The organism is Crossiella sp. S99.2 (genome assembly GCF_023094165.1).
Classification (GTDB): Bacteria; Actinomycetota; Actinomycetes; order Mycobacteriales; family Pseudonocardiaceae; genus Crossiella.
On sequence record NZ_JALMDK010000007.1, the window covers coordinates 310,525 to 324,692 of the forward strand.

Genomic DNA, 14,168 nt, shown 5'->3' on the forward strand with positions numbered 1-14,168 from the left:
CCGGATCTCACCGCACACGCACGCGCCTGGCCCGTGGGGACTGCCCGGAACAGCGCTGGGCCAGCGTGATCGGGGCGTCGGCCTGCTCACCCGAGCTGCCCCTGGAACAGGCTCCGGGGCAGTGATCCCATCCTCCCCTGACCAGTCGGACAGGTGTGGCGGCAATCGGCCCCTAGGATGGGCGATTGCTGAGGGGTCACAGGAAGGACGGTAGGTGCCGCGGCCAGAGCTGCCAGTGGATCCGGACGCAGGAGAATTGCAGCGGTTCGCCTTCGAACTGCGGCGGTTGCGGGAGAAGGCGGGGAATCCGTCCTATCGGGACCTCGCCAGGCTGGTGCACTACTCGGTGAGCACGCTCTCCGAGGCAGCGCGCGGGCGCAAACTGCCCAGTCTGGCGGTGACCCTGGCCTATGTGCGCGCCTGTGGCGGCGAGGAGGCCGAGTGGGAGGCCCGCTGGCGGGACCTGGCCAAGGAGATCGACCAGGACGCGCTCGCCGGGCTGGCCGCCGAGGAGCTGAACGCGCCCTACGTCGGGCTCACCGCCTACGGTCCGGGTGACGCCGATCGCTTCTTCGGCCGGGAAAGCCTGGTCAACCAGGTGCTGGAGCTGCTCGCGGTGCGGGCGCTGGTGGTGGTCGTGGGCGCTTCCGGCTCGGGCAAGTCCTCGGTGCTGCGCGCCGGGGTGCTGCCGCGGCTGGAGCACGGCGTGCTGCTCACCCCTGGCCCGCACCCGATGGACGAGGTCGGGTTCCTGCTCGACGGATCCCGGCCGGCCGAGGCCGAGCTGGTGCTGGTGGTGGACCAGTTCGAGGAGTTGTTCACCCGCTGCCACGACCCGGCCGAGCGGCAGCGTTTCGTCACCGCGCTGACCTCGGCCGCGGCCACCACCGACGGCCGGGTCAAGGTGGTCATCGGCCTGCGCGCGGACTTCTACGCGCACTGCGCCCGCTACCCCGAACTGGCCGAGGCCCTGCAGGACGGGCAGATCCTGGCCGCGCCGATGACGGTGGAACAGCTCCGGCAGGCGATCACCCGGCCCGCGGTCAACGCGGGCAACGCGGTGGAGACCGCGCTGGTCACCCGGCTGGTCAGCGAGGCGGCCGGGCAGCCGGGAGTGCTGCCGCTGCTCTCGCACGCGCTGGTGGAGACCTGGCGCCGCCGCCGCGGCAACACCCTCACCCTGGCCGGTTACGAGGCCAGCGGCGGGATCGAGGGCGCGATCGGGCAGACCGCGGAGAGCGTCTACGACAGCTTCACCGACACCCAGCAGGACCTGGCCCGGCAGGTGTTCCTGCGGCTGATCGAACTCGGCGAGGGCACCGAGGACACCAAGCGCCGGGTCGCCAGGACCGAGCTGGACACCGGCGAACCCGAGCTGACCGTGGTGCTGGAACGCTTGGCGCAGGCCAGGTTGCTCACCCTCAACCAGGATCACGCCGACCTCGCGCACGAGGCGATCATCCGTTGCTGGCCCAGACTGCGGGAATGGCTGACCGAGGACCGGGACGGCCTGCGCACCGCGCGCCGGCTGGGCGAGGCCGCCGAGGAGTGGGTGCGGCTGGACCGCGATCCGGGCGCGCTCTACCGCGGCGCGCAGCTGGCGCTGGCCACCGACTGGGCCCGGCGCGGACCCGACCGGGTGCTCAACCGCGGTGAGCAGGACTTCCTGACCGCCAGCACCGCCGCCGAGCACAAGGAGGAGCGGGTCCGGCGGCACCGGGACCGGCGGCTGCGTCAGCTGGTCGCGTTGCTGACCACGTTGCTGCTGCTGACCGGCACCGCCACCGGATTCGCGGTGTGGGCCGAGCAGCGCACCGCGGCGCAGCGCACCAGCGCGCTGGTGCAGAAGGCGGTGGTGCAGGCCGAGGCGTTGCGGGCGACCAACCCGGCGCTGTCCTGGCAGCTCCGGCTGGCCGCCTACCGCGCCGATCCGGTGCGCGAGTCCGCGGACAGCGTGCTCAGCACCTCGGCGGAACCCTTCACCACCATCATCGGCCCGCATTCCCGGGCCACCTCGGCCACCCTGTTCCACCCCACCGAGCCGCTGCTGGTGATCGGTGGCGCCGATGACGACCGGGTGGTGCGGCTGTGGGATGTCCGCGACCGGCACCGGCCCAAGCTTCTGTCCACTATGGACGGACATCACGCGGGACTGCACAACGCCGCGTGGAGCAAGGACGGCAAGCTGCTGGCCACCGCGGCGCTGGATCGCACGGCCCGGCTGTGGGACCTCACCGATCCGAGCCGGCCGCGGGCACTCGGCCTGCTCACCGGGCACAGCGGCAACGTCGAGGACGTCGACTTCAGCGCCGACGGGAAGCTGCTGGTCACCGTCGCGGTGGACAAGACGCTGCGGATGTGGGACATCGCCAACCCGGACCGGCCGCAGCTGCTCAGCGTGACCGAGGCGCACGCCGACCTGATCCACGCGGTCGGGTTCAGCCCGGTCCGCCCGCTGCTGGCCACCGCGGGCTGGGACGGGCTGGTCAAGCTCTGGGACGTCAGCGAGCCGCGGCGGCCACGGGAGATTCCCTTCCCCGGCAAGCATGCCGACGGGGTGCAGGACGCGGTGTTCAGCGCGGACGGCAAGCTGCTGGCCACCTCGGGCACCGACCGGCTGATCAAGCTGTGGGACATCAGGGATCCGGCCCGCCCGGTGGAACTGTCCACCATGACCGGGCACACCCAGGCGGTGCACGCGGTCACCTTCGCCCCCGGCGGCACCGCGCTGGCCAGCACCAGCGCCGATGCCTCCACCCGGCTGTGGGACATCACCGATCCGCGGCGGCCGCGAGAGCTGGCCGTGGTGCGTGGGCACACCGACGCGGTGTGGCGCGCCTCGTTCAGCCCTGACGGCATCACCCTGGCCACCAGCAGCGACGACCGCACGGTGAAGCTGGCCGATCTGCGCCGCCAGGGCCTGCCGCAGCACGCCGACTCGATCAGCGCGATGGCCTACAGCTCGAACGGCAAACTGGTGGTGACCAGCGGCTCGGACCGGGTGCCCAGTATCTGGCAGGTCACCGACGACAACCTGGTGGAGCCGGTGGCCAGGCTGCCCGAGCACGGCGGCCCGGTGGACAGCGTGGTGATCAGCAAGGACGGCAGGCATCTGTTCACCGCGAGCCTGGACCGCCTGGTCCGGGTCTGGGACCTGGCCGATCCGGCGCGCCCGAAGCTGCTCTCCACCCTGGCCGGGCATGAGAACGCGGTGGACACGGTGGCCGTGCACCCCGACGGCACCCTGGTCGCCACCTCCAGCTGGGACAACCGGATCGGCCTGTGGGACCTGCGGGATCCGGCCAAGCCGGGCAAGCCGATCATGCTGGTCGAGCACAACGGGGACGTGCTGGATGTCGGCTTCAGCCCGGACGGCAAGCTGCTGGCCTCGGCCGGACTGGACGGCACGGTCCGCCTGTGGGATCTCACCGACCGCACCGCGCCCAGGGAGGTCGCCTCGCTGCGCGATCATCCCGGCGGCGCCACCGGGGCGGTGTTCAGCCCGAACAGCCGGAACCTGGTGACCTTCGGCAACGATCACCGGCTGCAGATCTGGGATATCAGCGAACCGGCCCGCGCCGCGGTGCTGGCCGAGATCGGCGACAGCGGCTCGACCGTGCAGTCGGTGGCCTTCAGCCCGGACGGGAACACCCTGGCGGTGGCCGACAACGAGGGGGTCATCCGCCTGCACAACCTCGCCGATCCGGCCAAGCCGAGCGAGTTCGCCACCCTCAGCGGCCACGGCAACACCGTCTACCAGGCCCAGTTCAGCCCGGACGGCAAGCGGGTGGCCAGCGTGAGCGCCGACCGCACGCTGCGGATCTGGGACATCGACACCGAGCGCGCGGCGGCGCGGATCTGCGCGATGGCCTATCCGCGGATCACCGAGCAGCAGTGGGAGAAATACCTGCCGGGACTGGACTATCAGCCGCCCTGCCCGGCCTGACCCTCAGCCGATCCGGCCCGGTGCGGGCGGGCCGGTGAAGACCACGGACAACCGCGTGATCCGGTCCGCCGCGTCGAGACCGTAGACAGCCCGCATCGGGACGTCGACGGTGTCGCCGCGACGACCAGGCCCACGCCGGGCGCGCGGTGCACCGGGTCGGCGAACATCAGCGGCACCGAGCAGCCCAGGGTGTTGCCGTACTCGCGCAGCACCCGGTAGGAGGAGGTGACCGCCGCGCCGTCCGGGTCGATGCCGAACTCCTCGCACAGCCCGTCCAGGATCCGGTTGCTGCCGGTGTGCAACAGCACCGGGTTGGCTTCGGACGGCTTGTCCAGCCCGCTGGTCCCGGTGGCCAGCAGGGAACGCACGGTGCTGGTGGCGTAGTGCGTGCCGTGCGGGGTGACCTCCGCGCTGAGGGTGTAGAGCCGCCGCCCGTGCACCACCGGCAGGTCTGAGCCGCCATCGGGCACGGTGCCCAGTTCGGCGTCCGCGGGCAGTTCGTTGGTCAGGTGCGTCACCGGCCCGAACACCGGCCCGTCGCCGTCCGCGCCCAGCAGCATCGCGACCGAGGCGTCGCCGAAAAGGAAACCGTGCATCGCGTTCACGGTGTCCTGGCGCCGGTCCGCGGTCACCTCGCTGAAGTGCGCGTACTCCCCGGGCAGCGGGGGCGAGAGCGGGGTGATCGCGTCCAGGAAGCAGACCAGGACGTGCTTGCCGGGTTCGGCGGTGAGGAACCAGCGCGCGGTGTCCACCACCTTGGCAATGACGGAGCAACCCAGGTACTCCAGGCTCAGCGCCACCGCTTCGCGCGGGATCTCCGGCAGCAGCGCGAACAGGTCGCACACCAGACTCGGCAGCAGCCGCCCCGGACTGCTGGTCACCCCGAGCACCAGGCCGATCGAGGCTGGGTCCACCTCGGCCTTGGCCAGGCGACTGCGCACCGCCCGCGCGCCCAGTCCGGCCAGCATTCCGGTCAGCCGGTCGCTGAGCCTGCCGTCCGCGGCGGCCAGCAGCTCGTCCGTGGTGTAGCGGGAGGGCGGGAGTTCGGCGGCGACGGCGAGCAGGCAGGGGTCGGGCATCAGGCGGCTCCGCGCGGCTTCGGAAACGGCGTGGCCACATGACCATAGGACGGCTGGGACCGCGAGACCGGTGCGCGCGGGTGGCCGGACCCGGTCAGGATCAGTCCTGGGCTGAGCGCCGTTCCCTTACCCCGCGCCGGATCCCGGCCGCCACCGCCAGCAGGGCCAGCACGATCATGCCGATCTCGGTCCACCTCCCGAGCCGGTCGGCGATGGTGGTGGCGGTGCGCAGCGGCAGGGTCTCGGTGAGGGTGCCCGGGGTGTACATGTTCAGCGACTGCGTCACGGTGCCGTCCGGGCGGATGGTGGCGCTGACGCCGCTGGTGGCCGCGACCACCACCGCGCGGCCGTGTTCCACCGCGCGCAGCCGGGCCATGGCCAGCTGCTGGTAGGTCATGTCGCCGCGGCCGAACCAGGCGTTGTTGGTGGGCACGATGAGCAGCTGGGCGCCGTTGTCCACGTCCTCGCGCAGCACGTAGTCGTAGGCGACCTCGTAGCAGATGGCCACGCCGAGCGGGGCGCCCGCGGCGGTGAGCACGCCGGGGCGGGTGCCCGCGATCAGGTCGGCGCTGTCGGCGAAGGGAGAGAACAGCCGGGCGACCTCGCGCAGGGGCATGAACTCGGAGAACGGGACCAGCTGCTGCTTGACGTAGCGGGGGCCCTGGCCGGTGACCGGATCCCAGGTGACGTAGGCGTTCTCCTGGCCACTGGGTACCCGGTACAGGCCGCCGATCAGGGTGGGCACGCCGAGTTCGGCGACGGCGGCGTCGATGGCGGGGTCGGGGCCGTTGAAGCCGGTGGTGGACTCGGGCCAGACGACCAGGTCGGGTTTGGGCGAGGTGCCCGCGCGGATGGCGGCGGCCAGTTCGCGGCTGGTCTGGAGGTGGTTGCGGCGGATGGTGGGCAGTTCGCCGAGCAGCCGGATGCCGACGTCGGGGGCGTTGCCCTGCACCACGGCGATGGTGCGGGTGCCGGTCTGGGCGTCCACGCCGACCAGCGGCCAGGCGGCCAGCGCGGCGACCACCGGCAGCACCACTGGGATGGCCAAACCAACCCAGCCGCGCGCCGACACGGTCGCGCGGGCCCGCAGGATCAGTGCGGACAGGCCAAAACCGAGCAGCGCCACGGCGAAGGACACCAGCGGCACCCCGCCAATCGCGGCCAGCCCGAGCAGCGGCCCCTCGACCTGCCCGAAGGCCAGCTTGCCCCACGGGAAGCCGCCGTAGGGAAACCGGCCGCGCACCGCCTCGGAGAGCACGAACAGCAGCGCCAGCCACACCGGCGCGCCGGGCAACCGGGCGACCAGCGGCATCAGCGCACCGGCCGCGGTGAGGTAGAGCGCCATCACCAGGGACAGGCCGAGCCAGGGCCACGGACCCAGGTCGCGGCCGAGGAAGTCCTGGAGCCACAACAGGTGCAGCAGGAAGAAGGACAGGGCGAACAGCAGACTGTAGCCGGCGGCCGCGCGTTTGGACCGCTCGTGCAGGACCAGGCCGTAGCTGGCGATCGCGATCGGGGCCAGCCACCAGAACTGGTGTGGCGGGAAACTGAAATAGAGCAGCACACCCGCGCCGATCGCGGCCGGTACCCGCAGCAGCCAGTCCCGCCGGGGCGAAGGCGTGCCGGAGGGCGGTGTTGTCCGCGCTGTCACTCGCCGCAACCCGGCAACCACACCGGCCACCTCCATTCCATGCCGGACACGATCACAGCACGCCGGAGCCGGGCCGGGCACACCGGGGCAGCTCGACGGCCCGTACGCCGGAGCGCACGGGCCGCCGTCCCCCTGCCCGGAGGAGTCTCAGCCGAAGCAGAACGCCTGCCCGGAGCCGAAGCTCCAGCACTGGACCTGCTTGCTGGTGGAGTTGCTGTTGCCGGTCTTGTCGGTCACGGTCAGCTTGACCGCGTAGCTGGCCTGCTTGTTCGGGTAACTGTGGCTGGTGGTCGCGCCGGTGCCGGTCTGGCCGTCGCCGAAGTCCCAGGCGTAGGCGTCGATGTCGTTGTCCGGGTCGGTGCTGCCGCTGCCGTTGAACGAGCACTTGTCGCGCTGGCAGGACACGGTGAAGGAGGCCGTCGGCGGCTGACCGGCCGGGGGCTTGCCCGCGCGCACCGACTTGGTGACCGGAGCGGAGGTGGCGCCCTTGTCGTCGGTGACGGTCAGGGTGACCCGGTACTCGCCGTCCTTGGCGTAGGTGTGCGAGGGCTTGGCGCCCTCGCCGGTGGCGGTGTCGCCGAACTCCCACTTGTAGCCGGTGATCGAGCTGCCGCCGGTGCCGGGCTTGGACGCGGAGCCGTCGAAGGAGCAGGTCAGCGAGTTGGCGCAGTCGCCGGTGAACTCGGCGGACGGCTTGCCGGGCTGGGTGCCGCCGCCGAACTTGCTGACGTCGAGGAACTTGTTCGGCGAGCCGGGGCCGATGTTGCGCACCACGCCGGACTGGGCGTTGTTCACCAGCGCGTCCCGCACCTGCTGCGGGCTGGCTCCGGTGTTGGCGGCCAGGTACAGCGCCGCGCCGCCGGTGACGTGCGGGGCGGCCATCGAGGTGCCCTGCATGCCCCTGCTGCCGTTGTTGTCGGAGTTGCTGGCCGAGTTGATGTTGGAGCCGGGCGCGTAGATGTCCACGCAGGACCCGTGGTTGGAGTAGCCGGCCTCGGTGTTCTGCTCGTCCTGGGTGGCCGCCACGGTGATCGCCTCGGGCAGCTTGGCCGGGCTGACGTTGCAGGCGTCCTGGTTCTCGTTGCCCGCCGCCACCACCCAGGTGATGCCGGCCGCGATGGAGTTCTTCATCGCCCGGTTGATGCCCTCGGGGTCCGCGCCCGCGCCGCCGGAGGTCCAGCTCGCGTTGGCCACCGCGGGCTTGCGCGCGTTCTGGGTGACCCAGTCGATGCCCTTGATCGAGGCGGCGTCCGGGCCGTTGCCGTCGCAGCCCAGCACCTTCACCCCGATGATGGTGACGTCCTTGGCCACCCCGTACGCCTCGCTGCTGGAGGTGCCGCCGGTGTGCGTGCCGTGGCCCTGGTCGAACTGGCCCTTGCAGTCGTTGACGTTGGTGTCGTTGTCGATGAAGTCGTAGCCGGACTTGGCCCGGCCCTCGAAGGAGACGTGGTCCAGGTTCAGCTCGGTGTCGGTGTTGTACACGGTGACGCCGGTGCCGGTGTTGGGGTACTTGTAGGTGCCGTCGTTGGCGCCGTCGATCTGGTCCAGGCCCCAGGGCGCGTTCGGCTGCTCACCGGCGGGCGCCTTGACCGTGGCCGCGCGGACCCACAGCGACTGCTGCACGAAGTCCACCTTGGGATCTGCGGCCAGCCGCTCGGCCTGCCGGGGCGACATCGCCACCGAGAATCCACGCAACGCGGCTGAGTATGTGAAACCAATCGTGCCGCCGTAGACCTGGGTCAGTGCGGCGGATTCGGCGCTCACCGCGGTGGCGGCGGAGGCGTCCAGGGACCCGGCCCCGCGCAGGCCCACGATGTACTGGCCGGGGATGGCCTCCGCCGCGCCCGCGTTGAGCACCACGCCGGTGGCCTCGGCCTGCGCGGCCGGACCGGCCGCCAAGGCCAGCGCGGTGCTGACGATCAGTGTTCCGAGTGTTCTTCGCATGCGGTGCTCCGTTTGTCTCGCAGGGGAAACGGATGCAGTGAGCATGGTCAGCACGGGGGAGCGGGAACAATCCGAGGACCTATCCGTAGTGGTACGGATTTATTGCCCTACCGAGTGGGTGGTTGGCACCGGGTCCGGCGACTTCGGTAACCTCGGCCGCCGGTGATCATCACGATCGGCGGTTCGTGGACGATGGTGGAGGACTGGATTCCGAGTGGACTGGATCTCGGGCGGCCCAGCGCGGCCCGGATCTATGACTACCTGCTCGGCGGCGGGCACAATTTCGCGGTGGACCGGGAGTTCGCCGAACGCGCCATCGCCGCGCATCCCGGCGCCAGGGACCTGGCCCAGCTCAACCGCGCCTTTCTCTACCGAGCGGTTGGTTTCCTGGTCAGCCAGGGCGTGCGGCAGTTCCTGGACCTGGGCTCGGGCATCCCGACCCGCGGCAACGTGCACGAGATCGCCCAGTCCGCCGCGCCCGGCAGCCGGGTGGTCTATGTCGACTATGAGGAAGTCGCGGTCGCGCACACCCAGTTGTTGTTGCGGCACAACGACAACGCCGAGGTCGTGCACGCGGACGCGGCCGATGTGGACAAGGTGCTGAACGCGCAGGCGACCCAGCGCCTGCTCGACTTCAGCCAGCCGGTCGGCGTGCTCGCCATGACCCTGTTCCACTACTTCTCCCCGGAACAGGACCCGTTCGGCGTGGCCGCCCGCTACCGCGCGGCCGTGCCCTCGGGCAGCTACTTCGCGCTCACCCACCTCACCGACCATCTGGTCGGCGCGGCCACCGGCGAGATCACCGAGCGGATGCGCGGCACCCGGGATTCGGTGTACGTGCGCGATGTCGGCGCCATCGGCAAGCTCTTCGGCGACTTCGAACTGGTCGAACCCGGCTTGGTGCGGACCTGGGAGTGGCGGCCGGAGGCCTACCTCAACGCCGCGCCGCCCGCGGACGGGGACTGGCTGTGCGCGGGGGTCGCGCGCAAACCCTGAGCGGGTGCGTGGGCTTGACCTTGACGCTGCGTGAGGGTTAAAGACTGCTCGCAAGTCCTAGCCCTACCGAGGGGACACCGGTGCTCACGATCAGCCAGCTCGCGACGGCCGCGGGCGTCACCGTGCGCACCGTGCGCCACTACCACCACATCGGCCTGCTGCCCGAACCCGAACGCGATCGCTCCGGTTACCGGCGCTACAGCGCGCAGATGGCGGTGGACCTGATCCGGATCAAGACCCTGGCCGACGCCGGGGTGCCGCTGGCCCGGATCGACGCGCTGCTGCACGCCCAGCCACCCGAGTTCGCCGCCGCCATCGCCGACCTGGACGCGGAATTGCGGCGCAAGATCGACCAGCTGGCCGAGGATCGCCGCCGGATCGCCGCGCTGACCAGCGGCGAGGGGTTGTACCTGCCGCCGGACATGGTGGCCAACCTGGACCGGGCGCGGGCTCTGGGGGTCAGCGAGCGGGCGGTGCGGCTGGAACGCGACACCTGGGTGCTGTTCCGGGCGCTGGCCCCGGAATCGTTGCCGGAGTGGCTCCGGCAGAAGACGGCCAGTTTCGAGGACCCGGACACGGTGCGGCTCTACCTCACCGCCACCGCGGCGCTGGACTGGGATCCGCACGATCCGCGGGTGGATCAGCTCATCGACGAGATGGACGCCTTCGAGATCGCACGGGACCGGGACACCAGCCGGGACGGGCCGTTGCAGCTGGCGTTCACCCTGATCGCCGAGCAGTCACCGTCGTGGCGGCGGATGCTGGACGTGCTGGCCCAGCGGGCCGAACAACGCCGCGCCGCCGCGGAGTGAGGCGAAAATGGGGGCGGAAGCGCCGCCCCCATCTCACCGCGTGCGTGGCTCAGACGCCGGTGCAGGAGAGCACCTTGAAGGCGCCGTCGCTGGTCTTGGTCGAGACGACCTTGCCGTCCACGGTGATCTTGCAGGTCGCCGAGCCGCCCTTGGCCCCGATGGTGACGACCAGCGAACCGCCCTTGAGCACACCCTTGTTCTCGGTCTGCTTGGTCCAGGGCAGCTTGGCCACCTTCTCCTCCTGCGGCTTGAGCACCTCGCCGTAGGTGACCTCGACGTCGGTGGCGGTGCCGGTGACCTCGTACTCCACCTTGGCCACCCGGTCCAGCTCGTTGCGCACGTTGTTCACCGCCATGGCCGCGAGCACCGTCCAGGTGATGCAGATGCCGAGGCCGACCACCGCGGCGACCAGACCGGAGATCGTCAGGCCCTTGTTGTTGGCCTTGCCGTTCTTGATCCGCACCAGTCCGATGGCGGAAAAGATGATGCCGAGAATGACCAGCGGCCACGCGATCACGCCGAAAAGCGGGATCAGGGAGATGATCAGCCCTACCAGGCCGAGGATGAAACCGGTGGTGCCAATGCCGTTGCTCGGCTGCGGCGCGACCTGCATCGGCTGGACCGGCGGGTAGGGGTGCTGCTGGGACACGTGCGGTTTCCTCTCGCAAGAAAATCCAGGGATCCGGCGCAGAAAAAAGCTCGCCGTGGATTTGTACCGGGCAGACCTTAGGGCCGGCCCGGTCGTTTTTCCAGCCGCGCGGCGTCGTTTGGCTGACATATCGCTAACGCGCCGCGTTAGCCGCCTTGACATCGCAGTCGCGCAGGGCCCCGGCCAGCAGTCCGGCGTACTCGGGCAGCCCGTGCCCGTCCGCCTCGGCGATCGCCGTGACCAGATTGCCACATTCGGCGGCCAGCCACCGTGTGGCCGATGCCGCCCCGGTCAGCTCCGCCGGACTGACCCCTGGCAGCGGGTCGGGCACCGGGGCGTGCGGGCGGTCCGGGAACAGCAGCCGGGCCGCGATCCGGGCACTGTGCAGTTGGCAGTCGAGCAACCGGTGCGCGGCGGCCTTGCGTTGCGCGGCGGTGTCCTCGGCCAGCGCGCGCCCGGCGGCGTACTCGCGCAGCAGATCGGGCAGGCCAAAGCGGTGCGGACCGTCCGGCTCTACCAGGTGCGCGGCGACCAGGATGTCCAGCAGCCGCTGGGTTTCCGCGATCGGCAGACCGGCGATGGCGGCCGCGGTGGTGGCGGTCAGGTCGCGTACGGGCGCGATCGCGGTCAGCCGGAACAGGCGGCGCGCCGGGGGCGCGAGCCGGGTGTAGGACAGGTCGAAGGCGGCGCGCACCGAGGACCGCGGATCACCGTCCAGCGCGAGCCCGCCGAGCCGGTCCCCGCCGCGCAACGCGGCCACGTGCGCGCCGATCGGGCTGCCCGGCCGCCCCGCCAGGTCCACCGCGGCGATGCGCAGGGCCAGCGGCAGCTGACCGCACAGGTCCACCAGATCGGCCACCGCCTGCGGTTCGTCTGCCAGCCGCGCCGCCCCGAGCACCTCGCCCAGCAGCTCGCGACCGGCCTCGGCGGTCAGCGGCCCGAGCGGCAACACCGCCGCCGCGTCGGCCACCGGCAGCCCGCGCAGCCGGTCCCGGCTGGTCACCACCACCAGGCAGCCGGCCGCGCCGGGCAGCAACGGCCGGATGTGCTCGGCGTCGCGGGCGTTGTCCAGCACCAGCAACACCCGCCGGTCGTGCAGCACCGACCGGTACCGCGCGGCCAGCTCCGCCACGTCCGCGGGCAGCCCGTCCAGTGGAATCCCGAACGCCCGCAGCAGCCGGGCCAGCGCCGCGGCGGCGGTCAGCGGCGGGTCCTGGCTGTAGCCGTGCAGGTCCAGGAACAGGTGCCCGTCCGGGAACCGGTGCCCGACCCGGTGCGCCCACCGCACAGCCAGCGCGGTCTTGCCACAACCCGGCGGCCCGGTGATCGCCACCACCGGCAGCCCAGCCGACCGATCGGTAGGTAGAGCTGCGGTCAGCTCGGCGAGTTCGGCGGCCCGCCCGCACAGCGCGGCGTTGTCCCTGGGTAACTCCCTCGGCACCGGCACCGCGACCACCATCGGCCGGGCGAGCAGCGGATCACCACGCAGGATGGCCTGGTGCAACGCGCTCAGCCCCGCCCCCGGCTCCAGCCCGAGTTCGCGGACGAGCAGGTCGCGCGCGACCCGGTAGGCGGCCAGCGCCTCGGTCTGCCTGCCGGAGCGGTACAACGCGAGCATCAGCTGCTGGTGAAACGCCTCCCGCAACGGCTGATCCCTGGTCAGCCCGAACAACTCCGCGACCAGATCCCCATGCCGCCCCAACTCCAGATCGGTTTCGATCCGCCGTTCCAGGGCCCGCAGCCGCTCTTCCTCCAGCCCCGCGGCCAGGGTGCGCCGCAACGCCACCGAAGGCACTCCCGCCAGCGCGGGCCCACGCCACAACTCCAGCGCCCGCCGCAACAACTCGTTCTCCCGCCGCACGTCTCCCACGCCCGCCGCCTGTTCGACCAGCCGCCGAAACCGGTACAGGTCAAGCAGTTCCGGCTCGATCACCAGCGAGTACCCGTCCGCCCGGGTCCGCAGCAGCCCTTCCGCCCCGCCACCGAGCACCCGCCGCAACCGTCCGATGTAGACGTGCAGCGTCGCCCGCGCGCCGACCGTCGGCTGCTCCCACAACACCGCGACCAACCGATCGGCCGGCACGGTCTGATTGGCATGCAGCAGCAAGGCGGCCAGCAACACCTGGAGCTTCCCGGCGCTGACATTGACCGGACCAGCGGTCGAGTGCACCTCCAGTTCGCCGAGCAGTCGTAAGTCCGTGATCGTCCCCATTTGTTGGTTCTTAGCAGGAATCCGTGGGGGTTCGTGACCAGCTAACCGCGCTGGGCGGGGGTGCGTTAGCCAGGCAACAGGGCGGCGTTAGTGACATAGCGGCGTTATCGCCGAGTTGGGCCGAAGGAGCATTGCCCGGCTCGCGTTACTGCGGTAAGGCTGGCGGCATGGTGACCCGGGTGTTCCTGGTTGACGACCACGAGATCGTGCGGCGTGGGGTGATGCACCTGCTGGCCGCGCATCCCGATATCGAGGTGGTCGGTGAGGCGTCCTCCTGTGCCGAGGCGCTGGCCAGGGTGCCCGCGGTGGGGCCGGCGGTGGCGGTGCTGGATGTGCGGCTGCCGGATGGCAACGGGATCGAGTTGTGCCGGGAGTTGCGGTCGGGCACGCCGGAGTTGCGGGTGCTGATGCTGACCTCGTTCGGCGATGACGAGGCGTTGATGGACGCGGTGCTGGCCGGGGCGGCGGGTTTTGTGCTCAAGCAGGTGCTGGGGCATGACCTGGTGGGGGCTATTCGCACGGTGGGGGCCGGCGGGTCGTTGCTGGACGCGCGGACCACCTCGGCGTTGCTGGCCAGGGTGCGGCGGGAGCGGGAGCAGGACGATCCGTTGAAGGTGCTGACGCATCAGGAACGCACGGTGCTGGAGTTGATTGGCGAGGGGCTGACGAATCGGCAGATCGGCGATCGGATGTTCCTGGCGGAGAAGACGGTGAAGAACTACGTGTCGCATTTGCTGGCCAAGCTGGGGATGGAGCGGCGGACACAGGTGGCGGTGTACGCGACCAAGCTGCGCCGGACGGAGTAGCACGGCGGGCACAGCAACCCCCAACGCCGAGTTGGCCAAAGTCGTACGCATAGTTGGCCCAAGTGGGCGTACC

At 71.1% G+C, this 14,168-nt stretch carries 9 protein-coding genes; 4 read left to right on the forward strand and 5 right to left on the reverse strand.

From position 1 onward, the window contains the following. Positions 1 to 214: 214 nt before the first annotated feature. Positions 215 to 3,946, forward strand: a complete 3,732-nt coding sequence (locus tag MZC64_RS27975; RefSeq protein ID WP_247761774.1) for a helix-turn-helix domain-containing protein — start codon at positions 215 to 217, stop codon at positions 3,944 to 3,946. Here MZC64_RS27975 and MZC64_RS27980 read toward each other — a convergent pair. The 3 genes from MZC64_RS27980 to MZC64_RS27990 form a co-directional block, all read right to left on the reverse strand. Beyond that, positions 3,925 to 5,025, reverse strand: a complete 1,101-nt coding sequence (locus tag MZC64_RS27980) for a 3-oxoacyl-ACP synthase (RefSeq protein ID WP_247761773.1) — start codon at positions 5,023 to 5,025, stop codon at positions 3,925 to 3,927. The genes MZC64_RS27975 and MZC64_RS27980 overlap by 22 nt on opposite strands. A gap of 100 nt (positions 5,026 to 5,125) precedes the next feature. Continuing rightward, positions 5,126 to 6,676 (reverse strand): apolipoprotein N-acyltransferase, encoded by a 1,551-nt coding sequence (lnt, locus tag MZC64_RS27985; protein WP_247761772.1) that lies wholly within the window; start codon positions 6,674 to 6,676, stop codon positions 5,126 to 5,128. Positions 6,677 to 6,823: 147 nt separating this feature from the next. Continuing rightward, positions 6,824 to 8,620, reverse strand: coding sequence for a PKD domain-containing protein (locus MZC64_RS27990; RefSeq protein ID WP_247761771.1), 1,797 nt, complete (start codon positions 8,618 to 8,620; stop codon positions 6,824 to 6,826). A 162-nt stretch (positions 8,621 to 8,782) separates the two neighbouring features. On the opposite strand from MZC64_RS27990, the gene MZC64_RS27995 reads away from it, so the two are divergent. Both MZC64_RS27995 and MZC64_RS28000 read left to right on the forward strand, forming a co-directional pair. Continuing rightward, complete coding sequence (locus tag MZC64_RS27995; protein ID WP_247761770.1) at positions 8,783 to 9,616, forward strand: SAM-dependent methyltransferase; 834 nt, start codon at positions 8,783 to 8,785, stop codon at positions 9,614 to 9,616. An 80-nt stretch (positions 9,617 to 9,696) separates the two neighbouring features. Further along, on the forward strand, positions 9,697 to 10,428 hold the full coding sequence (locus MZC64_RS28000; RefSeq protein WP_247761769.1) for a MerR family transcriptional regulator: 732 nt from the start codon (positions 9,697 to 9,699) through the stop codon (positions 10,426 to 10,428). 49 nt (positions 10,429 to 10,477) lie between these two features. Here MZC64_RS28000 and MZC64_RS28005 read toward each other — a convergent pair whose 3' ends face one another. Then, a complete protein-coding gene (locus tag MZC64_RS28005; protein ID WP_247761768.1) occupies positions 10,478 to 11,077 on the reverse strand; it encodes an MmpS family transport accessory protein in 600 nt (199 codons plus the stop codon). A 133-nt stretch (positions 11,078 to 11,210) separates the two neighbouring features. Continuing rightward, positions 11,211 to 13,289 carry an AfsR/SARP family transcriptional regulator gene (locus tag MZC64_RS28010; RefSeq protein ID WP_247761767.1) on the reverse strand — a complete coding sequence of 693 codons (2,079 nt, stop codon included), beginning with the start codon at positions 13,287 to 13,289 and terminating at the stop codon, positions 11,211 to 11,213. Between the two features lie 167 nt (positions 13,290 to 13,456). Between MZC64_RS28010 and MZC64_RS28015 the strand changes: the two genes are divergently transcribed. Next, the gene (locus MZC64_RS28015) at positions 13,457 to 14,095 is read left to right on the forward strand and encodes a response regulator transcription factor (protein WP_282105980.1); all 639 of its coding nucleotides are present in this window, start codon (positions 13,457 to 13,459) and stop codon (positions 14,093 to 14,095) included. The last annotated feature ends 73 nt before the right edge of the window (positions 14,096 to 14,168 follow it).

What these genes read in the sequence shown, in the direction of transcription:
- MZC64_RS27980 (WP_247761773.1), bottom strand. Translation starts at nt 5,025, where the DNA reads ATGCCCGACCCCTGCCTGCTCGCCGTCGCCGCCGAACTCCCGCCCTCC.
- MZC64_RS27990 (WP_247761771.1), bottom strand. Translation starts at nt 8,620, where the DNA reads ATGCGAAGAACACTCGGAACACTGATCGTCAGCACCGCGCTGGCCTTG.
- MZC64_RS28010 (WP_247761767.1), bottom strand. Translation starts at nt 13,289, where the DNA reads ATGGGGACGATCACGGACTTACGACTGCTCGGCGAACTGGAGGTGCAC.
- MZC64_RS28015 (WP_282105980.1), top strand. Translation starts at nt 13,457, where the DNA reads ATGGTGACCCGGGTGTTCCTGGTTGACGACCACGAGATCGTGCGGCGT.